Below are 21304 nucleotides of genomic sequence, written 5' to 3' on the forward strand. Positions count from 1 at the left end.
ACCCAGTCTCCCGCACCGGACCGGTCAGACGCGGATCGGCCAGAACCGGATCGTCCAGAACCGGACCGGCCGAGTACCCCGGCCGGTGCTAACGCACCGCCTCCAGGACATCGCCCACGCCCAGGGCGTCGGCGATCTCGGTGAGGGCGTCGCCGGGCACGGAGCCCTCGACGCTCATGTCCATCAGTTCCTTGGCGCCGACGCCGAACTCGATCAGCAGCCCGGCGTCGCCCAGCGGGCCCGTCGGTACGCCGTCGGGATCGACAGCCGCGTCCTCGTCGTCGTCCTCGTCCTCCGCCGCGGAGGCGTCCTCGTCCAGATCGACCACCAGGTCGTCCAGATCGCTGTCGGAGTCACGCCCCAGCAACTCGTCCGTGAGGACGATCTCGCCGTAGGCGCTGCGCGAGGCGGCGGCCGCGTCGGAGACGAAGATGCGCGGGTCCTCCTCGCCGTCCACCCGGACGACGGCGAACCAGGCGTCCTCCTGTTCGATGAAGACCAGAACGGTCTCCTCGTCCTCCGCGGCCTCGCGCGCCAGGTCAGCCAGGTCAGCGAGGGTTTCGACGTCGTCAAGCTCGGTCTCGCTCACGTCCCACCCGTCCTCGGTGCGAGCGAGCAATGCAGCGAAGTACGCCACCAGCGACTCTCCCAGGTCTTGGCCACAGGACCGGACCCGCTCTTCCGCGCGTCCGGAGTCCAGGGGTCCATGCGAACGCCCCATCGGCATCGTGACAGAAAGCGGGCCGCTCCGGGGAGTGTTCTGCTGTGCGTCTTCGCTGGTCGTGTCGCGCACGGGGGGTGGCACTTCGGTGAGTTGCGGTGAGAACGCCCGGCCGATGGGGTGTCAGATCCGGAACGTACGCATTCTCACGGCCTGTCGCATGCGTTCGGTCTTGGTGCGTCGCGGGTGCACCCGGGCCTGGAGCTCGCGGGCCTCGGTGAGCTCGCGCAGGAAGGCGGCGCGGCGGCGGCGGCGTTCCGCCGGGGTCTCCGAGCCGGACTGCTCCTCGGGTCCGGCGCTGTCTGCGGGCTGGGCGACCATGCCTGCCCCTCCGATCGGGGTGGTTTCGTCCCTCTCACCTTCCCACGTGGACAGCCGGCACACATATTTAGCCAGGCCATGACAGAAATGCCCCGGACCTGGGCACGGGATGTCGTGCGCGTGTCCACGCTCGGTTAATGTCGCCTCATGCGGATTCATGTCCTGGACCACCCCCTGGTGGCGCACAAGCTCACTACGCTGCGCGACGAGCGCACCGACTCGCCGACCTTCCGCCGTCTCGCGGACGAGCTGGTGACCCTGCTGGCCTACGAGGCGACCCGGGACGTGCGTACCGAGCCGGTGGAGATCACCACGCCGGTCGCGGTCACCACCGGCACCCGGCTGAGCTACCCCCGACCGCTGGTGGTGCCGATCCTGCGGGCGGGTCTGGGCATGCTCGACGGGATGACCCGGCTGCTGCCGACCGCCGAGGTCGGCTTCCTCGGCATGGTGCGCAACGAGCAGACGCTCGAGGCGTCCACCTATGCGACCCGTATGCCGGACGACCTCTCCGGACGCCAGGTGTACCTGCTGGACCCGATGCTGGCCACCGGCGGGACGCTGGTGGCGGCGATCCGGCTGATGATCGAGCGCGGCGCGGACGACATCACCGCGATCTGCCTGCTGGCGGCTCCGGAGGGGGTGGCCGTCCTGGAGAAGGAGCTGGTCGGCCTGCCGGTCACGATCGTGACCGGGGCAATTGACGACCACCTCAACGAACACGGCTACATCGTCCCCGGCCTGGGTGACGCGGGCGACCGGCTGTACGGGACCGTGGGGGACTGAGGGACTGAGGGATCGAGAATCCGGGGCCGCCTGCTGTCAGCAGTGGGCGGCGGTGGCGGACGGGGTGGGCCGGCTGGCCAGGACTACGGCCTGGGCGGCCTGGGCCGGGGTGGCCAGCGCGGAGAAGCCGTTGCCGAGGACCAGGTCCACGGTGGTGTCGTTGCGCTTGTCGGTGACCGGGTGCGAGCCGCTCACCTCGGTGCCGAGCAGGGTCATCATCGCCGCGCCGGCCTTGCCGCCGGTGACCTGGGCACTGCCGGGGACCTTGTTCTCCAGCGCGACCGGGGCGTTCCCGATCTTCCCGATGGTGAAGCCGCGCTTCTTCAGCTCCGCCGCGGTCTGCCCGGCCAGCCCGGCCCGGTTGGTCGCGTTGTACACATTGACCGTGACGGCGGCGGGCTTGGGGACGGCCCCGGGGACCAGCGCCGCGAAGGCGGCCGCGACCGGTGACGCCGAGGCGGAGGCGGAGCCCGAGGGCGCGGCGGAGGCGGCACCGGAGGCCTTGTCGGCCGATCCCGCCGTGCCTGCGCCTGCCGCCGTGCCTGCCGCCGTGGTGGTGCGGGTGCAGCCCGCCGCGGCGGTCTTCTTGTGGCCCCCGCCGAAGACGTCGACGAGTTGGACGGTGCCCCAGCCGAGCACGGCCAGCACCACCACCCCGCTGATGCTCTGCACGATGCGCCGGCGCCGGGTGTTGGGCCGGGCCAGGCGTGGATAAGTCGTACCGGTGATCCGGTACTGCTTTCCCTTGAGTCCAGGGGGAGTCAGCATGCTCACCGCGGGTGCCCCCTTGTGCTCCGGGCTCGTCTGGAATGGTCACGCGGCCTGTGTGGCTGCGGTTCTCAGACTAGTGCGGTCGCTCGACTCTGCGTACTAAAGGATCATCATCTGGCGTATCAGGGCACCCGAAAGGGTGCAACGGCACCCGATCAGTCCATCTCCAGCACGCGTGCGTGCAGGACCTGACGCTGTTGCAGGGCGGCGCGCACGGCGCGGTGCAGGCCGTCCTCCAGATAGAGGTCGCCCTGCCACTTCACGACATGCGCGAAGAGGTCGCCGTAGAAGGTGGAGTCCTCGGCGAGCAGGGTTTCCAGGTCGAGCTGCCCCTTGGTGGTGACGAGCTGGTCCAGGCGTACCGGACGTGGGGCCACGTCCGCCCACTGACGGGTACTGACCCGGCCGTGATCCGGGTAGGGCCGCCCGTTGCCGATGCGCTTGAAGATCACACGGAGAGCCTACCTGGCCATCGGGGTGCGATGCAGCAGTGATGATGGGGCGTTATTCAGCACGCTGCTCCCACCTGGGGGTTTGTGGGGGGATTTGGGAAGGTTCCTTGCCTGGGGTCACCCCTGCGAGTGCTGCGGGCCCCGGCGGGCTGCCCCGCGCCCCGGCGGGCGTCAGTTGCGCAGGGCCGTGCCGATCCGGTCCATGGAGCTCAGCCGCATCAGGCCGTAGTGGTAGAACTCGACCTCGGGGACGCCCAGTTCGTCGAGCACCCGGATCTTCGCGGCCAGGTTGGCCGGGCCGTCGCAGTCCTGCGACATCGGCCGCAGGATCACGGCCAGGGCTGACGGGTCCACCCCGTACAGGGCGAAGGCGGCGACCTTCTCGCGTACCTGTTCGGCGATGGGGGCGTAGCCCAGGGTCTCGATGCCGTGGACGACCTTGGCCAGCGCGGGCAGGTCGATGCCGGAGAGCCTGCCCTTGCCGGGGCCGTCGCCGTCGATGAAGGTCAGCCGCATGCCGTGCTCGGTGGCCACCTGGGCGGCCTCCTCGGCGAGCGAGGTGACGGTGGCGGCGGAGGCGTCGATGTAGGCGGCGAGGGCTCCGTCGGCGACGGTGTCGAGGGCGGGGGGACGCTCGGCGGCGCGCTCGTCGGTCAGCGCCGACCGGATCTCCGCCCGGACGGCCAGGCTCACCTCGTCGGCCGGGACGCCGAGCGCGTCGGCCCGGACGCGGCAGTGTGCACAGAAGCAGAGCCCGAGCAGGGCCTCGGCGACCGGTCCCAGCCGCTCGAAGTAGCGCTCGTGGTGGAAGCCGTGCCGCACGCCGTGGAAGTGCAGCGACTCGGCGCGGACGGCGTCCACGCCGTAGCGGGCGTGCTCGGCGACCAGGGTGCGCACATAGGCGCGGACCTCCGGGTTGGCCGGGCAGAGCTCGGTCAGGGCGCGGTCGCCGAAGGCGTTGGCCGGGGCGCAGTCGGGGTGCTGGAAGCCGAGCCGGTCGTTGTGCAGGAAGACGGTCCAGGCGTGCAGCTTCATCCCGCGGCGCGCGGCCTGGGCCGCGGCCTCGGCGAAGGGGTCGCCGTCGCTGATCGCCCCGGCCGGGGCCGGGCGCAGCCGCAGGCCGGCCCAGCGGGCCGGATCGGGGCGGAAGTAGGCGGCTCCGGGCTCCAGATAGCCGACCACCCGGCGCGGGTTGTGCGGGAAGACGTCGCGCGCCTGGTGGTAGACGGAGGCGAGGGTGACGCCGCCGACCCCGGCGCGGTCGGTGAGGTTGCCGAAGAAGAGGTCGCTGCCCTCGTCCAGGAGGTCGGTGGCGAAGGCGAGGACGGACGACTCCACGGGGGCTGCTCCGGGGGGTAGGCGCGTAGGCGGTTCGGATCTGACGTCACCGTAGCCGGGGGGCGGCGATTGGTCTAGACCTAGTAGGGCCAAGGAGTCTGACGCATTCTTTTCAGGGATGACGGCCAGCTTCATGGCCGAGCCGACCCGCTTCCTGGGTCATTTCGTGGTCGGCTCGCTGGCCCGCCGGCACGGGTTGGAGGTCCGCCTCGGCGACGCCCCGGCGGCCGGGGTGGTGGCCAGGGTGCTGCTGCCCAACACCCTGCTCGCTGAGACCGCCAAGCCGCGGGAGCAGAAGGACAGTGTCCCCGAGTGGGCCGGGCGGGCGCTGCCTGCCGACGACGCACCCGAACTGCAACGCGAGATCGACATGGGGGCGCTGCCGCCGATCCGCACCACGGCCCGGCTCGGCAGCGAGTACAGCATCGGGCAGCCGGAACGGGAGCCGCAGATGGATCCGGGGTCGGCGTCGCGGTTGGCCGCGTCCGTGGTCGGGCCCCGGGGGGCGTACGACGACCTGATGGGCGCGGGCACGCGCAGTCCGTCCGCCGCCCGCACCAGGAGCGGGCTGGTCAAGCGGCCCCGCCGGACCGCGATCCCGTCGGCGCTGACCGAGGTGTCGGGCCGCTGGCAGGCCGGTGAGGAGCGCACCCCGGAGCGCTCGCTGGAGGAGGTCCGCCTGATGCTCTCGCAAGTTGAACCAACCAGGGGCGCGGGGAACTGCGCGACGAGGTCAGATCCAGTCGCGCTTCTTGAAGCCGAGGTAGAGGGCTACCGAGAGGGCGACCATCACACCGGTGGACGCCCAGAAGCCGGCCTGGGTGCCGAAGCCGGGGTAGGGCACGTTCTGGCCGTAGAAGCCGGTCACGGCGGTGGGGACGGCGATGATCGAGGCCCAGCTGGTGACCTTTTTCATGATCATGTTCATCCGGTTGCCCTGGACCGTGAGATTGGTCTCCATCACCGAGCTCACCAGGTCCCGCAGCGATTCGGTCCACTCGGTCGCGCGCAGCACATGGTCGTAGACGTCGTGGTAGTACGGCAGCATCGCGTCGCTGACAGTGTGGAGGTCGCGGCGGAGCAGGGTGTTGACGACCTCGCGCATCGGCAGCACCACCCGGCGCAGTCGCACCAGGTTCTTACGGAGTTCGAAGGACTGCCGCTGGACGGTCTGCACCTCGTCCCGGCCGTCCTCGAAGAGCAGCTCCTCGAGTGCCTCGATCCGCTCGTCCAGCTCCTGCACGGCGTTGAAGTGCCCGTCGACCAGGTAGTCCAGCAGCCCGTGCAGCAGATAGCCGACGCCCTCCTTGGCCAGGTCGGGGGAGTCGTCCCAGCGGGAGACGACCCGGTCCATGTCGAAGTGCCCGGTCTTGCGGACGGTGATCAGCGCGTTGGGTGTGACGAAGACAGCGATCTCGCTGGTGTACAGGGTCCCGTCGCCCGGGTCGGTGTGGACCGCGTAGGCGCTCATGAAGAGGTGGGTGCGGTAGCGGTCCAGCTTGGGGCGCTGGTGGTCGTGTCTGGCGTCCTCGACGGCCAGCTCGTGCAGGCCGAACTCCTCGCTGATCAGGTCGAAGTCGGCCGGTTCCGGATCGCACAGATCCAGCCACACGGTGCAGTCAGGCTCGCAGACATAGTCAGATATGTCCTGTGCTGGGAAGTTTTCCAGAGCCAGGGTGCCATTGCGGTACAGCCGGGTTCGAGCCATTGCGACAGGATACGGCCGACCTCCGACCCCTCTGGTAAGGGTCCCGCTGGGATAGGCTCGACAGTCAGGAGCACTCCGGGAGACCAGCAGGGACTATCGCCATGAGCGTTCAGGACGACGGCTCGGAGGGCGGTGGACGGCAGGCCAGCAAGGGGGTCTGGATCCGGGCCGGCATCTATGTGATTGGCTTCCATGTGTTCGCCGGCTTCGTGATGCTGCTGTTCTACTTCGGCGGCCGGAACCGCTGAAGCAGCACGGAACAGCTCTCCCAACAAGTCCCCCACCTGCGCCGGAGGCCCCCATGACGATCCAGTGGCATTTCCAGGACGGCCCCTCGGTCGGCGTGCTGGCGGTCTCCGGGTACCTCGGCGCCGAGTCGGTGCCGCGCTTCGCCGGCGCGGTCGGCTGGGCGCTGGCACGCGGCACCGGCCCGCTGATCGTGGACCTGAAGGCGCTGCTCGGCTGGTCCCCGCAGGGCCAGGCGGCGGTGGCGGCCGCGGTGCTGCGGCTGGCCGTGCAGCAGCGGACGCTGGAGCTGGCGGCGCTGCCCACGGGCGAGGGCAGTGCGCTGATACCCGAGCTGCAGGGCCTGCCGGTCCATCCGGACCTGGAGTCGGCGCTGGCCGCGCACCCCGCCACCGCGTCCGAGCAGGCGCGTTCGGAGGCGGAGCACCAGGGCGGCCACCAGAACTGGCGCAGCGCGGGGTGGCTGGAGCAGGCGCGCGGCTGAGTAGGCTCGGGCTGTGCGCTTCGATGCCGTCCCGATGCCCTCGTCCGTCAGGGCCAGACCCCGTGATCCGCGGGGCTATCCGGTGCCCGCGATCACTCCCTGGGAGGACGGGCAGCCGCAGTTCGCGCTCACCGACTACCGGCGGCAGGCCGACTGCGCCAACGGGCGGCTGTGCTCGGTCTGCAACACGCTGATGCCCAGGGGGCCGGTGTGGCGGGTCGTCGGCGCCACCGAGAGCGCCGCGATCGCCGAGGCGCTGGCGGCGGGTCGTCCGTACCGCAATCTCGCCCCGACCATGGAGGGGCCGGGGCACCGGGCCTGCATGCTGTACGCCTCGATGGTCTGCCCCTATCTGGCCCGGCCCAACGCCAGGCGCGGATTCTCGGCGGCGCAGCCGGACGAGCTGACCGCCCATGTGGTCCGCGGCGCCGCACGTGGCGGCACCGGCGCGGTGGTCGGTTTCGGCGACTACGAGTACGCGGTGACCAGCACCCAGGTGCTGTTCCGCTTCCTGGACGTGGTGGAGTTCCTGCCGCACGAGGACGCCGCGTCGCACCTCCCGGAGCTGGAGGCGGAACTGGCGGCTCAGCCCCGGTAGGCGGGCAGGCCGGTCCAGGAGGAGACCAGGGTCGGCGCGGCGGAGCCGTCGGCCGGGAGCGTGGCGATGCCGGCGGGGGTGCGGGCGGCGATGGTGCGGCCGTCCGGTGACCAGGCGGGCTCGGTGTAGTCGGTGGTGGCGTTCGGGGTGATGTCCCTGGCGACCCGGTCGCCCTGGATCGACTCCTCGAACAGGTGGTCGTGGCCGCCGACGGAGCGGACGAAGACGGCTGATGCGCCGTCGGCGGAGATCGCGGGCTCGGACCCGGCGCTCAGCTTGGCGGCCGAGGTGCGGATGTTGTCGTCGCGGAGGTAGACGCTGCCGGCGCCGCTGTTGGCGTACATCACGGTGGCGTACTTTCCGCCGGTGGCCGGCCAGGCGTTCCCGGTCTGCGGCAGTGGGTTGCCGTTGGAGCCGCCCTCGCCGTCGGTCGCGGGGATGGACAGCGGGGTCGGGGTGCCGCCGGTTGTGGGCACCTGCTTCAGCAGCACGGTCCCGCCCCGGGAGGCGGCGAAGAGGATCTTGTTGATGGCGGGGCTGCCGAGCTGGCTGTCGGCCTTGGCGACCCGCCAGGCCGGGTGCGACCAGTTCTCGCCGCTGGGGCCGCGCGCGACCAGGACGCGCCCGCTGCCGTCGGCGTTGGCCGTGTCCAGGTTTCCGGCCCCGTCGATGAAGGCGGCCCTGCTGCCGTCCGGGGACCAGGCGAGATCCCGGACGACGGTGCCGAAGTCGACCACGGTGCCGTTCATCACCACCTTGGTGGTGCCGTTGCTGATGGTCAGCCGGTTGCCGGCGGTGCCGTTGAGGGCAGCGGCCGAGGCGGAGGCCGAGGCGGAGGCGATCGGAGCAGCCGAGGCGGCGGCTGACGACGACGAGGACGGGGTCGCGGGCGCGACGGCGACGGAGGTCCGGGTGACGGCTGCGCACCCGGTGAACAGCAGCGCGCTCCCGGTGACCGCAGCTGTGAGTGCGACGGCGGCAGTGCGGTGAGCGTGCATCAGGGATCCTCCGAAGATGTGTGCGGCGTGTGCGCAGTTAGAGAGTGGGCCAGGAACGTCCGGCATTCGTGTGGCCTGCGTCACGGGTGGGCAACAGTCGGCTACGGGCTCCGACCGGGCGGCCGTTGTCAGTGGCCGGGTATACGTTCGTCGCACCGGCACATCGGACCGAGACAGACAGGGGTGGTCCCATGGCGGAGCCATTGACGACGACGTCCACCGCCGAGGACATCGCTGCCCTCGAGGAGCCGCTCGAGCTCCGGCTCGAACGGTTCCGCAGGGAGTTGACCGGCTACTGCTACCGGATGCTCGGCTCGGTCTTCGAGGCCGAGGACGCGGTGCAGGAGACCATGGTCCGTGCCTGGCGCGGGCACGAGCGCTTCGAGGGCCGCTCCTCGCTGCGCTCCTGGCTGTACCGGATCGCCACCAATGTCTGCCTGGACGCGCTGAAGGGGCGCAGCAACCGGGCCAGGCCGATGGATCTGGGCGGCCCGGTCACGGTCGCGACGGCCTCGGAGACGGTCCTTCCCGAGGTGACCTGGATCGGCCCGGTCCCCGACGGCCGGGTGGTGGCCGAGGCGGCCGACCCGGCGGAGGTGGCCGCCCAGCGGGAGTCCGTGCGGCTGGCGTTCGTCGCCGCGCTGCAGCGGCTCGCTCCCAGGCAGCGGGCCGTGCTGATCCTGCGTGAGGTGCTCGGCTGGCATGCGAACGAGGTCGCCGAACTCCTCGGCTCCAGCACGGCCTCGGTGAACAGCGCGCTGCAGCGGGCCAGGTCGACACTGGCGGCCTGCGAGCCCGCGGCCACCGACCCGGTCCGCCCGCTGGACGACGAGCAGGCGGCGCTGCTGGCCCGCTACGTCCGGGCCTTCGAGAGCTACGACATGGAGGGGCTGGTACGGCTGCTGCACGAGGACGCCGTGCTGTCGATGCCTCCTTTCGCGATGTGGCTGCGCGGGCAGGAGGAGATCTGCGGCTGGATGCTGGGCCCGGGCCACGGCTGCCGGGATTCGCGGCTGATACCGGTGGTCGCCAACGGCGCGCCGGCGTTCGGGCAGTACCGGCCGAGCCCGGACGGCGGCCATGCGCCGTGGGCGCTGCAGGTGCTGGAGATCTCAGCCGGTCGGATCGTCGGGCTGAACAGCTTCCTGGACACCGAGGCACTGTTCCCGCTGTTCGGGCTGCCCCCGCGGCTGGAGCAGGCCGGGCTGGACCAGGCCGGGCCGGGTCAGCAGGGGTAGCTCCTCCGCGAGGCCGGCCAGGGCGATCAGCTCGCGCAGCCGCTCGCCCGCCCCGACCAGGCGTAGCTCGCGGCCGCTCCGACGGGCCGCGAGCTGCAGCCGGGCGAGCGCGCCGAGATCGCCGAGGCCGGGGTCGGTCAGTGCGCTGACATCGCACAGCAGCCATCGGGGACTGTCCATACCGGGACAGACCCCCGGAGCGTCCCGGGCTCATCGGTGCATGCCCGGGGCGGCTCGATCCGGCGCGCGGGACCGAGGTCGTCAGTCCAGCCCGTCGTCAGTCCAGCTCGACGCGGCCGGTCAGCGGGCGCGGGCCCTGGCCGTCGCGGCTGTCCCGCTCCTCCTTCTCGGCACGGCTGGAGGTGCCGAGGTTCTGCCGGACCGAGTCCAGGATGGTCAGCCCCTGGCCGACCAGTCCTGCCGCGATCTCGCCCAGGCCGTCGGCGCCGTTGAGCACATTGACGTTGGCGCCCTGGAGGCCGGCCGCTGCTTCCTTGACGATCTGCGGCAGCTGGTCGATCAGCATCCGGTCCAGTGCCACCCGGTCGTACGAGGCGGCGGCCTCGGCCTGGATCTTCATCCGGTTGGCCTCGGCCAGGGCGAGCACCCTGATCCGCTCGGCCTCGGCCTCGGCGGGCTTCACGATCTCGGCCACCAGCTGCTGCTGGCGCAGTTCGGCGGCCCGCTGGGCCAGCTCGGTCTGCGCGGTGAGCACCTCCTGCTGGGCGTGGGCCTGAGCCAGCGGGCCGGCCTGGGCGGCCTCGGCCTGGGCGCGGTCCACCTCGGCGGAGTACTGCGCCCGGACCACCGCGGTCTGCCGGGCGTACTCGGCCTGGTTCCGCTCGGCGGCCTGCTGCGCCTCGACCGACTGCTGGGTGGCCATCGCCTGGGCGATCTGGGCCTGCCGCTGGATGGCGGCCTTGTGCGGGGCGGCCATGGCGGCGATGTAGCCGGTCTGGCCGTCGTCGATCGACTGGATCTGCAGCGAGTCGACGGTCAGGCCGATCGTCCCCATCTCGGTCTTGGAGGTCTCCAGGACCTCGGAGGCCAGCTTCTGGCGCTCCGTCACGATCTCCTCGACCGTCATCGAGCCGATGATGGAGCGCAGGTGACCGGCGAAGATCCGACCCGTCAGGATCGACATCTGGTCCTGGTCGGAGAGGAAGCGCTGGCCGGCGTTGACGATGCTCTCCTTGTCGTTGCCGACCTTGAAGGCGATCACCGCCTTCACCGTCAGCGCGATGCCCTGGCGGGTCACGCAGGTCTCGGCGACCTCCGCCTCGCACATCGCCAGGGTCAGGAAGCGCGTCTTCCGGAACACCGGGAGCACGAACGCCCCGTGTCCGGTGACCACGCGGAACGGCGCGTCCCCCATGCCGCGCCTGCCACCGGAGATCAGCATCGCCTCGTCGGGGGCGGGAACCCTGTAACCGAACATCCTTCATGTCTCCTCAACCGGCGTCGCCGGCGTCGCCGGTCAACGCGTCCAACGGATCTGCCCATGCGATGACATCGACCTGGCGGCTGCCGCGGGACTCGATCACCAGGACCGGAGCCCCCTTCGGCAGAGGCTCTGCCGACCAGGCGAGGAAGGCCTCGGAGCCGCCCCTGACCCGCACCAGGACCTCGCCGGGTCCGGCTGCCCCGCGGGTGTGCACCAGCAGCACCCCGATGCAGCCGACCACGTCCTCGTCCGGCGCCATCCGAAGCTGCCCCCTATGTCGATCCTGTGTCTGATTCCTGACCCTAGCGCTACATCCGATCAGCGGCCCATCCTCCGCAAGGCCGTTGTGCGACCCACATTCCCAGCCCCGTTCTCCCCGTTGTGGAAGGCGCGCACACCGCCCCGGGGCCCGCGGAGTGCCCTGACGAAGGCAGTGCAAGAAATCAAGAAGAGTCCGAAGTTTGTCGGCAGGACTACGAAAATATTCCGCATGAGCCTTGTGGCTCGCCGTGCCGCGGCCCTACTGTCGCCTCACCCTCAACGCGTCCGCTCCACCGTTCACTCGCGCGCGAGAAATGAGCATCCGATGTCACGGAGCACTACCAGGGCCGCAGCAAGGCGAGCCGGGCGATCCGCCGGACCACCGATCAGGGCCGCGTTGGCGGTGGCAGCGGTGACCGCTGCCGTTGTGGGACTCGGTGTCGCCCCCGGCGGCACCGCCTTTGCGAGTTCGGCCGGTTCGGCCGGTTCGGGCAGTTCAGCCGGCACCCCTGCGGTCACCCGCGCGGCGCTCGACCCGGCGCTGGTGGCCGGCGCCGGCGCCACCGTGGGCTTCGTCGAGCAGGAGGCCGAGAAGGCCGCCACCGACGGCACGGTGATCGGCCCGGGCACGGACGCCTACACCCTTGCGGCCGAGGCGTCCGGCCGCTCGGCGGTCAGCCTGAAGCCGGGTCAGTACGTCGAGTTCACCCTGCCCGCTTCGGCCAATGCGATCAATGTCCGCTACAGCATCCCCGACGCGCCGACCGGCGGCGGCATCACCGCCCCGCTGGACGTCTCGGTGAACGGCAAGAGCCGCACCACCATGACGCTGACCTCGCAGTACGCCTGGCTCTACAACCAGTACCCGTTCTCCAACGACCCCAACGCGGGCCTGCTGCACCCGGACTGGTGGATCACCGAGTGCTCCTGCGTGCCGAGCCAGACCACGCCGACCCCGGTGATCACCACCCCGTTCCGTCCCAACCACTTCTACGACGAGCAACGGCTGCTGCTCGGCCGCACCTACCACGCCGGTGACCGGATCCGGCTGGCGGTGCCCGCCGGGAGCGACGCCTCGTCCACCGTCATCGACCTGATGGACTCCCAACTGGTCGCCCCGCCCAAGGTCGACCTGATCGCCGCCGATGTGCTGGCCTTCGGCGCCGACCCGACCGGGCGGCGCGACTCGGCCGACGCCATCGACCGGGCCATCGCCTTCGCCCAGCGGACCCACCTCAAGGTGTACCTCCCGCCGGGCACCTACCAGGTGAACCGCCACATCATCGTCGACAACGTCACCATCGAGGGCGCCGGCAACTGGTACACCGTCATCAAGGGCCACCAGGTCACCCTCAGCACCCCGGCCCCGGACGGTTCGGTCCACACCGGCGTCGGCTTCTACGGCAAGGACGCCTCGGTCGGAGGCAGCAGCAACGTCCATCTCTCTGGTTTCGCGATCGAGGGCGATGTCCGCGAGCGCATCGACACCGACCAGGTGAACGGCATCGGCGGCGCGCTGAGCAACTCCACCATCGACGGCCTCTACATCCAGCACACCAAGGTGGGGATGTGGTTCGACGGCCCGATGACCAACCTCAGGATCAGCGGCAACACGATCGTCGACCAGATCGCCGACGGCATCAACTTCCACACCGGGGTCACCAACTCGGTCGTGTCGAACAACTTCATCCGCAACACCGGTGACGACGGCCTGGCCATGTGGTCCGAGAAGACCGAGGACGCCAACGACACCTTCGACCACAACACCGTCCAGACCCCGGTGCTCGCCAACGGCATCGCGATCTACGGCGGCACCGACAACACCGTGTCCGACAACCTGGTCGCCGACCCGATCCGGGAGGGCAGCGGCATCCAGGTCGGCTCCCGCTTCGGCGCCGAGGCGTTCACCGGACACCTCTGGATCACCGGGAACACCACGGTCAGGGCCGGGACCTTCGAGCTGAACTGGAAGATCGGCCTGGGGGCCATCTGGTTCTACGCGCTGGAGAAGAACATCAACGCGGACATCGAAGTGACCGGGGACAACTTCCTCGACAACACCTATGACGCGATCATGCTGGTCACCGACTTCCCGGTGAAGGACCAGTACTCCATCACCAACGTCCACTTCAAGGACATCAAGGTCGACGGCACCGGCACCGATGTGGTCAGCGCCCGCACGGCCGGGTCCGCGACCTTCCAGAACGTGGTCGCCCGCAATGTCGGCGCGGTCGGCGTCAACAACTGCGGATCGTTCCACTTCACCGCCGCCGGGTCGGAGTTCTCACTGACCGACCTCGGCGGCAACACCGGCGGCGGCACCACCGGGCCCTGGCTGGCCCCCTGGGAACTGCCCAACACCATCACCTGCGACGACCGTCCGACGGTCGTCGTGCCACCGGCGCCGTCACCCTGGTGACGCGGCGTCAGTAGCCATGTGCCGCAAGGGCCCCGACCTGTCGCCGGGCAGGTCGGGGCCCTTGTGTGTGCCGCCGTCGTGTCGTCATGCGTCAGTCGGTCAGTCGGTCAGTCGGTCGGTCAGTCGGTCGGTCAGTCAGTCGGCCGAGCGTCGCAGCCGGGCCTCCAGGCCGTCGAGGATGCAGGCGAGCCCCTCGTCGAAGCTGTCGCCCCGGCTGCTGTCGGCGTCGAAGCCCTGGCGCTGCTCCGCGTAGAGCCTGCGCAGCCGCGGATGCCCCTGGACCGCCTGCTCGGCGGCCGGCCAGAAGCGCTCCACCCACTCCTGCTGACTCTGACCGCTGCGGGCGAGCAGGGTCAGCCAGGCCGCCTCGGTCGAGGCCACGCCGATCACATAGGCGCTGACCGTGTTCATCCCCTGCTCGGCGGCCTGCAGCGGGTAGCCGGCCTCCTCGAACACGCCCAGCAGCGCCTCGGACAGCCGCAGCAGGTTCGGACCGAGGGAGGCCATGCCCACCTGGCCGAGCGCCGAGACGATCCAGGGGTGCCGCAGGAATCCCTCCCGCAGGCCGTGGGCGAGCCGGGTCACGGCCGTGCGCCAGTCGGTGGACCCGTCGAGGCCGGCCAGGCTGATCTCGCCGTAGACCTGGTCCACGACCAGCTCGATCAGTTCGTCCTTGTTGGTCACATGCGAGTACATCGAGGTGGCGCCGGCGTTCAGCCGGGTGCCGAGCTTGCGCATGCTCAGGGCTTCGATGCCCTCGGCGTCCAGTAGTTCCATGGCCGCCGCCACGATCTGGTCCCGGCTGAGCGCCGGCTGGTCCCGGCGTGATCGCTGCGGACGGGTCCATACCGATGGAAGCCCCTGCTGGTCGGCCGACATGCCGCCTCCTCGTCTGTCCGCTTGCTTTCCAACGACTGCTGCCGCACAGCGTACGCCCTTGCGCACACTGTGCGGTGACCGTACAGTGTGCGGAGTAGCGAACAGTGTGCGAAGAACCGCACGCTGTGCGGTCACACTTTCGGAGGGGTTCGGTCATGGAAATGACGAAGGAAGCGCACGGAGCACAGGAAGCGGCGCGCAACCCGCGCCGCTGGGTGATCCTGGCGGTGCTCTGCCTCAGCGCACTGGTGCTGGTCATCGACAACATGGTGCTGACGGTGTCGGTCCCGACCATCGCGGACAGCCTGAAGGCGAGCGCCCAGGACATCCAGTGGATCATCGACTCCTACATCCTGGTCTTCGCCGGGATGCTGCTCACCGCCGGCAGCCTGGCCGACCGCTTCGGCCGCCGGCGGATGCTGATCATCGGGCTCTCGCTCTTCGGGGGCGCCTCGCTGCTGGCGGCCTTCGCCGCGAGCCCGGGTGAACTGATCGCCGGGCGGGTGCTGATGGGAGTCGGCGGTGCCCTGGTGATGCCCAGCACGCTGTCCATCCTGATGACCGTGTTCGACGCCGAGGAACTGCGCAAGGCCTTCGCGATCTGGGGTGGGGCGTCCATGATCGGCCTGATCGGCGGCCCGGTGGTCGGCGGGGTGGTGATCGCCCACTTCTCCTGGGGCGCGATCTTCCTGATGAACGTTCCGGTCGCCGCCGTCGCCATCGTGGCCGCGGTCGTGCTGATGCCCGAGTCCAAGGGACCGTGGCGCAAGGCCGACCCGCTGGGCATGGCGCTGTCGATGGTGGGCATGACCGCGCTGGTCTGGACGATCATCGAGGCGGCGCGGGAGGGGCTGACCCGTCCGGGCATTCTGGCGGGCGTCGGGGTGACGCTGGTGAGCCTGGTCTGCTTCGGGGTCTGGGAGACCCGGGTCGAGTCCCCGATGGCCCCGCTGAGCCTGTTCCGCAACCGGGTGTTCAGCGCCTCCAGCTTCTCGCTGGTCCTGGTGACCTTCGCCAACGGCGGGCTGATGCTGGTGCTGACCCAGTACCTGCAGTTCGTCCTGGGCTACTCGGCCGTGCGGACCGGGGTGGCCTTCGCCCCGCTGGCCGTCGCCGCGCTGGTCTTCAACTCCCTCGGCGCCACCCTGGGCGCGAAGATCGGCAACCGCACCATCACCGTCGCCGGGCTCCTGGTGATCGCCGCCGGTTTCGGCGCGCTGACCACGCTTTCGGCTCACGCCGGCTTCGGGACGGTGGCCCTGGGCATGATGCTGATCGGCGCCGGCGCCGGGCTGGCGATGCCGGCTGCGACCACGGCCCTGATGAGCGCGATCCCCACCGAGCACGCCGGGGTCGGCTCGGCTCTCAACGACACCGTTCAGCAGGCCGGGGCCGCGCTGGGGGTCGCCGTCCTGGGCACCGTCCTCTCCAGCACCTTCACCGGCTCCATGCCCGCCTCGGCCCCCGAGGGCGCACGCCACTCGGTCTCCGTCGCGCTGTCCCTGGCCGCGAGCACGGGGGACAGTGCGCTGGCCACAGCCGCCCGGGAGGCCTTCACCTCCGCGATGTCCGCCGGCTTCGTGGTCGGCGCCTGCGGCGTCCTGGTCGCGGCCGTGCTGGCGCTGGTGCTGATGCGCAACGGCAAGCCCGAGCGCGACGCGGTTGAGCGCGCGGTTGAGCCGGCGGTGGAACCCGCGAGCGTCTGAGCCCGGCTTCGGGGTGGTTCATTCGGGGTGGTTCAGGGCGCGCGGAAGTAGCCGGGGAAGGCGGGGGCGAGCTGCGGCCTGCGTCCCCAGGCGAGGATCCCGCCGCGGGCCATCGCGCCCCAGGGGGAGCACCGCCCCAGGGCGATGAGCAGGAAGGTCACCGGCTCGGTGACGATGGTGCAGTCCCGGCGCGGCGGTGCGCCCTCGGTGACGGTGAGCGCGCCCTCGTCGAAGGCGGCGCTGAACCGGGGGCCGCCGCCGCGCAGCCGCAGCTCGTAGGTGGCGCTCAGTCGGCCGACCGTCCGGTGGTCGAGCACCCGGGGCATCGCCGTGATCAGGAACGGCAGGCACAGCTCCACCCGCTGACGGTCGATCATGTGCGGTCGGCGCAGCGCCCGGGCCAGGTCCCAGCCGTGGCCGAGCATATGGGTCAGCAGGTAGGACCCCAGCGTGTCCAGGTCCAGCGGACCCATGGGTGTCACCAGCGGCAGGTCGCCGGGGCGCTCGGCAGCAGCGGTGGCGGCGGTGGCGGCGGTGACGAAGGCCTGCGCCTGTGCGACCACGGCCCCGGCCAGGACCGCGGGATCGCGTTCCGTGAACTCGGCCAGCGACTCGGCGTTGGCTGCGGCCAGGCTCTCCGGGGTCCCGTCGCCGTAGGGGCGGTCGATGCCCGCCGCCAGCTCCGCCATCAGCTCGTTGGCCAGCGCGAGGTGTGCCGCGGCCTCCCCGACGCTCCAGGTGGAGCGGGGGATGCGGGTCGCCGGGTCGGCGCCGGAGGTCAGCAGCGCGGCGATGTCCGCCGCGGTCGCGCTGATCGACTCGTACAGCTGCCGGGGTGCTGGCGGTGGGGTGGCCGTCGGGGTGGTCATGACGGAGAAGCGTGGACCAGCGGGCGGCGCGCTGTCCAGGGTTTGGTGCTCCAAGGACTTTGCCATCTCTTTACAACCTGTCCCCGGGCTGTGTCGTCTCTCCTCCCGTTCAGCAACGCAGCCCGGCGCACGCCACCACGGCGGGCCGGGCCGACGAGAGAGAAGCCGTTCATGCGTACAGCTCGTTCAACTCGTTCAGCTCGTACCGGTCGTACCGCGGTCCTCACTGCCGCGTTCCTCGCCTGCGCCGCGGTACTGGTCGGCGCGGGGTCCGCGAACGCCGCCGCCGCGACGGCGTCGCCGACCGTCTCGGCGAGCCCGAGTGCCGCCGCCGTTGCGGCTCCGAGCCCCACCCGGGACGCCACCGCCGTCCCGTCGGCCAGGCCGACCCAGCCGCCGAGGGCCGCCGCGTCGGCGGGCCAGGTCCGTACCGTGCCCAAGGGTGCGCCGGACACCGGGGTGGCCCCGGTGGCGTCCCAGGGTGGTGGCGACACGGCCGCGGTCACCGGTGCGGCGGCGGCCGGCGCGATCCTGGTCGGCGGGGCGGGTGTGGTGCTGATGCGCCGTCGGACCAGGGCCCAGGGCTGATCTTGCCGACGAAGAACGTGCGGGTCCTGCTGGCCGCCGTGGTCGCGGCGCTGCTGGTGTCCGGTTGCGGCAGCGGATCGACGGCGGTGCGGACGGCGTCCTCGGGGGGCCCGTCCACGGCCGGGTCCGCTTCGACGGCGTCGAGCGCGATACCGTCCGCCGCACCGTCCTCGACGGCGCCGCAGGCGCTCGCCGCGTCGGTCCCGGTCCGGCTGCAGATCCCCGGCATTGGGGTCGACACCTCGGTGATGCGGCTCGGCCTGGCCTCGGACGGAAGCGTGCAGGTGCCGCCGATCGAGGCGCACGCCCCGGCCGGGTGGTACCAGGGCTCCCCGACGCCGGGCCAGGTCGGCCCCTCGGTGATCCTGGCCCATGTCACGGTCGGTCAGTACGGCGACGGCGTCTTTCTGCACCTCTCCCGGCTCAGGCAGGGCGACCGCGTGGTCGCGCGGCTGCAGGACGGCAAGTCGGCGGTCTTCACCGTGTACCGGGTGCAGACGGTCGCCAAGGCGGATTTCCCGACAGCTGCCGTGTACGGGAACGTCAGCCGCCCGGAACTGCGTCTGATCACCTGCGGCGGCCCGAGGAACAGCGCCGGGAACGGCTACCTCGACAACGTGGTGGTCTACGCCGCGCTGAGCTCCGAGCAGTAACCCGCACCACACGACCCATGGAGAGCGTTGAGCCGGTCACAGGACACCGCGGCGTCCGAGCTGTTCGCTGCCCTCTACCCGGCTCTCGCCGGGTGGTGCCGTCGTCTGACCGACGACGACGGCACCGCCCACGAGATCGCCGCGGAGGCGTTCACCCGGCTGTGGGCGCGCTGGACCAACGTGGACGAGCCGCGCGGCTTCCTCTACGTCACGGCAGCCAATCTGGTCCGCGACCACTGGCGCAGGCTGGAGCGGGAGCGGCGGGCGATGCGCCGGGTGACCGCGGAGGCCGTGGTGAACGGGCAGTCGCGCGAGGGCGCCGACCCCTCGGTCCGGCTGCTGGTCCAGTCGCTCCCGCTGCGGCTGCGCACCCCGGTGCTGCTGTTCTACTACGCTGATCTGCCGATCCGGGAGGTGGCTGTGCTGACGGGGCGCAAGGAAGGGACAGTCAAGGCCGATCTCCACGCGGCACGGGAACTACTGCGCAGCAGGCTGGGGGGACACCTTGATCACACCCATTGAGGAGCCGGACGAGGAGCGTGACGACGATCTGTCGGCGCTGATCGGGTCCGGTCCGGTGGTCCTGCTGCCGCCCCCCGGCGCGTTCGAGCAGATCCGCCGCAGCGCGGCGCGTCGCCGCCGTCGGCGCACGGCGGCCGGCGGCGGGCTGGTGCTGACTGTCGCCGCCGCGGTGGTCACGCCGCTGCTGCTCTCCGGCAACCGGGTCGTCCCGGTGCGGGTGGTCCCGGCCGCGCCACCGGCGGCCGTAACCGGCCCGGCGTCGTCCTCGCCGTCGCCGTCGCCGACCCGGGACCCACGCCAGGAGGCCTCCGTGTCGGCGGCGCCGACCTCGGCGCCGTCGCAGACGCGCCGGCCCATCCGGGCGACCTCGGTGCCGACGTCCCGCACAGGCTCCGGCGCGGCGGCCTCGGCGGCTTCGGGGACGTCCCCGTCGGCGCTGTCCACCGCCTCCGCCACGTCCGCCGGGCACAGCAGTTCACCCTCGCCGAGCGCCAGCCGATAGCGACTCCGGCCGCCGATCGCCGAACAGACCGATGAGTTCCGGGCTCCGGCCCGGTCCCACTCTGCAGAAGCAGTCAGCAGAGAGGTGCAGCACCATGAGTCTGCCGGAGATCGTCACCCGCGAGCAGTGGCTGGACGCCCGCAAGGAACTGCTGGTCAGGGAGAAGGAGTTCACCAGGGCGCGGGACGCGCTGAACGCCGACCGTCGGCGGCTGCCGATGGTCAGGATCGACAAGCAGTACACCTTCGAGTCGGCGCACGGACCGGTCGGACTGGCCGACCTGTTCGGCGACGCCCGTCAACTGATCGTCCAGCATGTGATGTTCGACCCGGCCTGGGAGGACGCCTGCTCCGGCTGCACAGCCGGCGTCGACGAGATCCCCGACGCGCTCCTCGCCCATCTGCGGATCCGCGACACCGAGTTCGCCCTGGTCTCGCGCACTCCGCTGGAGAAGATCGAGAAGTACCGGGCCCGCCGGGGCTGGTCGATGCCCTGGTACTCGTCGTACGGCAGCGACTTCAACTACGACTTCCATGTCTCGCTGGATCCGGCCGTGGCACCGGTGCAGTACAACTATCGCGACGCGGCCGAGTTGGCGCGGGCCGGCGCCGACTGGATGCTGGAGGGTCCATCGGAGCAGCCCGGAATGAGCTGCTTTCTCCGGGACGGCGACGCGATCTTCCACACCTACTCGACCTTCGCCCGCGGCAGCGAGCAACTCGGCGGCTCCTACGCCTTCCTGGACATGACCGCCCTCGGCCGCCAGGAGGTCTGGGAGGAGCCCAAGGGCCGCTCGGACAAGCCGAGGGCTGCCAACCCGACCTTCGCGGAGTAGCGCCCCGCGACGCTAGGCCCGGCCGGCTCCGGCGAGCTGGGCGTCCAGCGCGGCCCGGAGCCAGTCGTGGGCGGAGCCGAGCGTCGGCTCCGCCGGGCCGGACGGCGGGGTGGTGAGTTCGCCGGCCAGCTGCCAGTAGCGGTCGACCAGCGGATCGGCGGTCAGCACCAGCAGGCCGCTGAGCTGCTGCCGGAAGCCGGGGCTGTCCCGCAGACCGCCCGCCGCGGCGTGGGCGGCGACGAAGCAGTCGAGCGACTCGCCCGGCTGCGGCGGCCGTTGGGCCCGCAGGTCCGCGGAGGCCAGGGCGTAGGCCTCGCCGAGTCCGTCGTAGAGGACGACCGGGCGGTAGCTGTCAGCGGCGCAGCGGAACTCCGGGCGGCAGAGGTCGGTGCCCAGGCGGACGTCCGAGGTGAGGGCATGCAGCCGGGCGAAGGCCAGTACCTGTGACGGCGTCGGATCGGCGGGAGGCTGCGGTACCGCCGCCTCGATGATCGCGCCCCGCAGCCGGGCCGGGAGCCGCGCGGGCAGCAGGAAGCGCCAGAAGCGGGCCAGCGGCGCCGTGCTCGGCGGCGTACCGACGGCGCCGATCAGCCGCAGCCGGTCGGCGCGTTCCTCGACGGTGCAGTCCCGCAGCAGGTGCAGGGCGGCCTCGCGCCAGCGCAGGGCCGCCAGCTGCGAGCCGAGCTCCCGCAGCCGCCCGGCGATGGCGTCCTCCAGCGCGTCCTCCCGCTCCAGGATCCGGCCCACCTCGGAGACCGGCAGGTCCAGGCTGCGCAAGGAACGGATCAGCCGGAGCTTGTCCAGGGCCTCGGGTCCGTACCGGCGGTGGCCGCCGGAACTGCGGGCGGCCTCGGGCAGCAGGCCGCGGTCGGAGTAGAAGCGGACGGTCTTGACGGTGACGCTGGCCTGCTCGGCGAGGTCCCCGATACTCCACAGGTCGTCGGGCGACAAGGCTTGAACCTCCC

25 protein-coding genes are annotated in these 21304 nt (G+C 71.3%); 12 read left to right on the forward strand and 13 right to left on the reverse strand.

All coding sequences use genetic code 11. From position 1 onward, the window contains the following. Nucleotides 1-88: 88 nt before the first annotated feature. Complete coding sequence (locus ABH941_RS24910) at nucleotides 89-637, reverse strand: hypothetical protein (RefSeq protein WP_370131696.1); 549 nt, start codon at nucleotides 635-637, stop codon at nucleotides 89-91. Nucleotides 638-844: 207 nt separating this feature from the next. Then, the gene (locus ABH941_RS24915) at nucleotides 845-1042 is read right to left on the reverse strand and encodes a hypothetical protein (protein WP_134002983.1); all 198 of its coding nucleotides are present in this window, start codon (nucleotides 1040-1042) and stop codon (nucleotides 845-847) included. A gap of 147 nt (nucleotides 1043-1189) precedes the next feature. Between ABH941_RS24915 and upp the strand changes: the two genes are divergently transcribed. Continuing rightward, nucleotides 1190-1828, forward strand: a complete 639-nt coding sequence (gene upp, locus ABH941_RS24920; RefSeq protein WP_370131697.1) for a uracil phosphoribosyltransferase — start codon at nucleotides 1190-1192, stop codon at nucleotides 1826-1828. Between the two features lie 36 nt (nucleotides 1829-1864). Here upp and ABH941_RS24925 read toward each other — a convergent pair whose 3' ends face one another. The 5 genes from ABH941_RS24925 to ABH941_RS24945 all read right to left on the reverse strand — a co-directional run bounded on the left by ABH941_RS24925 (nucleotide 1865) and on the right by ABH941_RS24945 (nucleotide 6097). Continuing rightward, complete coding sequence (locus tag ABH941_RS24925; RefSeq protein ID WP_370131807.1) at nucleotides 1865-2596, reverse strand: LytR C-terminal domain-containing protein; 732 nt, start codon at nucleotides 2594-2596, stop codon at nucleotides 1865-1867. A 158-nt stretch (nucleotides 2597-2754) separates the two neighbouring features. Further along, nucleotides 2755-3051, reverse strand: a complete 297-nt coding sequence (locus ABH941_RS24930) for a type II toxin-antitoxin system VapB family antitoxin (protein WP_030253738.1) — start codon at nucleotides 3049-3051, stop codon at nucleotides 2755-2757. 171 nt (nucleotides 3052-3222) lie between these two features. Beyond that, on the reverse strand, nucleotides 3223-4389 hold the full coding sequence (locus ABH941_RS24935; RefSeq protein WP_370131698.1) for a hypothetical protein: 1167 nt from the start codon (nucleotides 4387-4389) through the stop codon (nucleotides 3223-3225). Nucleotides 4390-4548: 159 nt separating this feature from the next. Then, complete coding sequence (locus ABH941_RS24940) at nucleotides 4549-5040, reverse strand: hypothetical protein (RefSeq protein ID WP_370131699.1); 492 nt, start codon at nucleotides 5038-5040, stop codon at nucleotides 4549-4551. Between the two features lie 82 nt (nucleotides 5041-5122). Next, complete coding sequence (locus tag ABH941_RS24945) at nucleotides 5123-6097, reverse strand: magnesium transporter CorA family protein (RefSeq protein ID WP_370131700.1); 975 nt, start codon at nucleotides 6095-6097, stop codon at nucleotides 5123-5125. Nucleotides 6098-6198: 101 nt separating this feature from the next. On the opposite strand from ABH941_RS24945, the gene ABH941_RS24950 reads away from it, so the two are divergent. The 3 genes from ABH941_RS24950 to ABH941_RS24960 are packed head-to-tail and all read left to right on the forward strand — an operon-like array spanning nucleotide 6199 to nucleotide 7425. Beyond that, nucleotides 6199-6345: a DUF6126 family protein gene (locus tag ABH941_RS24950; protein ID WP_370131701.1), complete on the forward strand. Its 147-nt coding sequence runs from the start codon at nucleotides 6199-6201 to the stop codon at nucleotides 6343-6345. Nucleotides 6346-6398: 53 nt separating this feature from the next. Further along, the gene (locus ABH941_RS24955; RefSeq protein WP_370131702.1) at nucleotides 6399-6827 is read left to right on the forward strand and encodes an anti-sigma factor antagonist; all 429 of its coding nucleotides are present in this window, start codon (nucleotides 6399-6401) and stop codon (nucleotides 6825-6827) included. A 13-nt stretch (nucleotides 6828-6840) separates the two neighbouring features. After that, nucleotides 6841-7425 (forward strand): hypothetical protein, encoded by a 585-nt coding sequence (locus ABH941_RS24960; RefSeq protein ID WP_370131703.1) that lies wholly within the window; start codon nucleotides 6841-6843, stop codon nucleotides 7423-7425. Here the strand turns inward: ABH941_RS24960 and ABH941_RS24965 are convergent. Continuing rightward, complete coding sequence (locus ABH941_RS24965; protein WP_370131704.1) at nucleotides 7413-8423, reverse strand: hypothetical protein; 1011 nt, start codon at nucleotides 8421-8423, stop codon at nucleotides 7413-7415. The two genes, ABH941_RS24960 and ABH941_RS24965, sit on opposite strands and share 13 nt — an antisense overlap. 191 nt (nucleotides 8424-8614) lie before the next feature. Between ABH941_RS24965 and ABH941_RS24970 the strand changes: the two genes are divergently transcribed. Beyond that, nucleotides 8615-9661 carry a sigma-70 family RNA polymerase sigma factor gene (locus tag ABH941_RS24970; RefSeq protein WP_370131705.1) on the forward strand — a complete coding sequence of 349 codons (1047 nt, stop codon included), beginning with the start codon at nucleotides 8615-8617 and terminating at the stop codon, nucleotides 9659-9661. 277 nt (nucleotides 9662-9938) lie between these two features. On the opposite strand, the gene ABH941_RS24975 is transcribed toward ABH941_RS24970, so the two are convergent. Then, complete coding sequence (locus ABH941_RS24975; protein WP_370131706.1) at nucleotides 9939-11099, reverse strand: flotillin family protein; 1161 nt, start codon at nucleotides 11097-11099, stop codon at nucleotides 9939-9941. Between the two features lie 13 nt (nucleotides 11100-11112). Then, on the reverse strand, nucleotides 11113-11364 hold the full coding sequence (locus ABH941_RS24980; RefSeq protein ID WP_370131707.1) for a hypothetical protein: 252 nt from the start codon (nucleotides 11362-11364) through the stop codon (nucleotides 11113-11115). Between the two features lie 414 nt (nucleotides 11365-11778). On the opposite strand from ABH941_RS24980, the gene ABH941_RS24985 reads away from it, so the two are divergent. Next, the gene (locus tag ABH941_RS24985) at nucleotides 11779-13785 is read left to right on the forward strand and encodes a glycosyl hydrolase family 28-related protein (protein WP_370131708.1); all 2007 of its coding nucleotides are present in this window, start codon (nucleotides 11779-11781) and stop codon (nucleotides 13783-13785) included. Nucleotides 13786-13920: 135 nt separating this feature from the next. Here the strand turns inward: ABH941_RS24985 and ABH941_RS24990 are convergent, their stop codons facing one another. Continuing rightward, nucleotides 13921-14664: a TetR/AcrR family transcriptional regulator gene (locus ABH941_RS24990; protein ID WP_370131709.1), complete on the reverse strand. Its 744-nt coding sequence runs from the start codon at nucleotides 14662-14664 to the stop codon at nucleotides 13921-13923. A gap of 155 nt (nucleotides 14665-14819) precedes the next feature. On the opposite strand from ABH941_RS24990, the gene ABH941_RS24995 reads away from it, so the two are divergent. After that, nucleotides 14820-16370, forward strand: coding sequence for an MFS transporter (locus ABH941_RS24995; protein WP_370131710.1), 1551 nt, complete (start codon nucleotides 14820-14822; stop codon nucleotides 16368-16370). Between the two features lie 32 nt (nucleotides 16371-16402). Here the strand turns inward: ABH941_RS24995 and ABH941_RS25000 are convergent, their stop codons facing one another. Beyond that, nucleotides 16403-17239 (reverse strand): maleylpyruvate isomerase family mycothiol-dependent enzyme, encoded by an 837-nt coding sequence (locus ABH941_RS25000; protein ID WP_370131712.1) that lies wholly within the window; start codon nucleotides 17237-17239, stop codon nucleotides 16403-16405. Between the two features lie 171 nt (nucleotides 17240-17410). On the opposite strand from ABH941_RS25000, the gene ABH941_RS25005 reads away from it, so the two are divergent. The 5 genes from ABH941_RS25005 to ABH941_RS25025 all read left to right on the forward strand — a co-directional run bounded on the left by ABH941_RS25005 (nucleotide 17411) and on the right by ABH941_RS25025 (nucleotide 20339). After that, a complete protein-coding gene (locus tag ABH941_RS25005; protein WP_370131714.1) occupies nucleotides 17411-17827 on the forward strand; it encodes a sortase-dependent protein in 417 nt (138 codons plus the stop codon). A 2-nt stretch (nucleotides 17828-17829) separates the two neighbouring features. After that, the gene (locus ABH941_RS25010; RefSeq protein ID WP_370131715.1) at nucleotides 17830-18480 is read left to right on the forward strand and encodes a class F sortase; all 651 of its coding nucleotides are present in this window, start codon (nucleotides 17830-17832) and stop codon (nucleotides 18478-18480) included. Between the two features lie 27 nt (nucleotides 18481-18507). Next, the gene (locus tag ABH941_RS25015; RefSeq protein WP_370131716.1) at nucleotides 18508-19002 is read left to right on the forward strand and encodes an RNA polymerase sigma factor; all 495 of its coding nucleotides are present in this window, start codon (nucleotides 18508-18510) and stop codon (nucleotides 19000-19002) included. Then, a complete protein-coding gene (locus tag ABH941_RS25020; RefSeq protein ID WP_370131717.1) occupies nucleotides 18986-19504 on the forward strand; it encodes a hypothetical protein in 519 nt (172 codons plus the stop codon). Before ABH941_RS25015 ends, ABH941_RS25020 begins: the two co-directional genes overlap by 17 nt. A gap of 94 nt (nucleotides 19505-19598) precedes the next feature. Further along, on the forward strand, nucleotides 19599-20339 hold the full coding sequence (locus ABH941_RS25025; protein WP_370131718.1) for a DUF899 domain-containing protein: 741 nt from the start codon (nucleotides 19599-19601) through the stop codon (nucleotides 20337-20339). A gap of 12 nt (nucleotides 20340-20351) precedes the next feature. Here the strand turns inward: ABH941_RS25025 and ABH941_RS25030 are convergent, their stop codons facing one another. Beyond that, nucleotides 20352-21290 carry a MerR family transcriptional regulator gene (locus ABH941_RS25030; RefSeq protein WP_370131719.1) on the reverse strand — a complete coding sequence of 313 codons (939 nt, stop codon included), beginning with the start codon at nucleotides 21288-21290 and terminating at the stop codon, nucleotides 20352-20354. Between the last annotated feature and the right edge of the window lie 14 nt (nucleotides 21291-21304).

Source organism: Streptacidiphilus sp. EB103A, assembly GCF_041261405.1.
Lineage (GTDB): Bacteria > Actinomycetota > Actinomycetes > Streptomycetales > Streptomycetaceae > Streptacidiphilus.

What these genes read in the sequence shown, in the direction of transcription:
- ABH941_RS24915 (WP_134002983.1), bottom strand. Translation starts at nt 1,042, where the DNA reads ATGGTCGCCCAGCCCGCAGACAGCGCCGGACCCGAGGAGCAGTCCGGC.
- upp (WP_370131697.1), top strand. Translation starts at nt 1,190, where the DNA reads ATGCGGATTCATGTCCTGGACCACCCCCTGGTGGCGCACAAGCTCACT.
- ABH941_RS24925 (WP_370131807.1), bottom strand. Translation starts at nt 2,596, where the DNA reads ATGCTGACTCCCCCTGGACTCAAGGGAAAGCAGTACCGGATCACCGGT.
- ABH941_RS24945 (WP_370131700.1), bottom strand. Translation starts at nt 6,097, where the DNA reads ATGGCTCGAACCCGGCTGTACCGCAATGGCACCCTGGCTCTGGAAAAC.
- ABH941_RS24950 (WP_370131701.1), top strand. Translation starts at nt 6,199, where the DNA reads ATGAGCGTTCAGGACGACGGCTCGGAGGGCGGTGGACGGCAGGCCAGC.
- ABH941_RS24955 (WP_370131702.1), top strand. Translation starts at nt 6,399, where the DNA reads ATGACGATCCAGTGGCATTTCCAGGACGGCCCCTCGGTCGGCGTGCTG.
- ABH941_RS24965 (WP_370131704.1), bottom strand. Translation starts at nt 8,423, where the DNA reads ATGCACGCTCACCGCACTGCCGCCGTCGCACTCACAGCTGCGGTCACC.
- ABH941_RS24970 (WP_370131705.1), top strand. Translation starts at nt 8,615, where the DNA reads ATGGCGGAGCCATTGACGACGACGTCCACCGCCGAGGACATCGCTGCC.
- ABH941_RS24975 (WP_370131706.1), bottom strand. Translation starts at nt 11,099, where the DNA reads ATGTTCGGTTACAGGGTTCCCGCCCCCGACGAGGCGATGCTGATCTCC.
- ABH941_RS24980 (WP_370131707.1), bottom strand. Translation starts at nt 11,364, where the DNA reads ATGGCGCCGGACGAGGACGTGGTCGGCTGCATCGGGGTGCTGCTGGTG.
- ABH941_RS24990 (WP_370131709.1), bottom strand. Translation starts at nt 14,664, where the DNA reads ATGTCGGCCGACCAGCAGGGGCTTCCATCGGTATGGACCCGTCCGCAG.
- ABH941_RS24995 (WP_370131710.1), top strand. Translation starts at nt 14,820, where the DNA reads ATGGAAATGACGAAGGAAGCGCACGGAGCACAGGAAGCGGCGCGCAAC.
- ABH941_RS25000 (WP_370131712.1), bottom strand. Translation starts at nt 17,239, where the DNA reads ATGACCACCCCGACGGCCACCCCACCGCCAGCACCCCGGCAGCTGTAC.
- ABH941_RS25005 (WP_370131714.1), top strand. Translation starts at nt 17,411, where the DNA reads ATGCGTACAGCTCGTTCAACTCGTTCAGCTCGTACCGGTCGTACCGCG.
- ABH941_RS25025 (WP_370131718.1), top strand. Translation starts at nt 19,599, where the DNA reads ATGAGTCTGCCGGAGATCGTCACCCGCGAGCAGTGGCTGGACGCCCGC.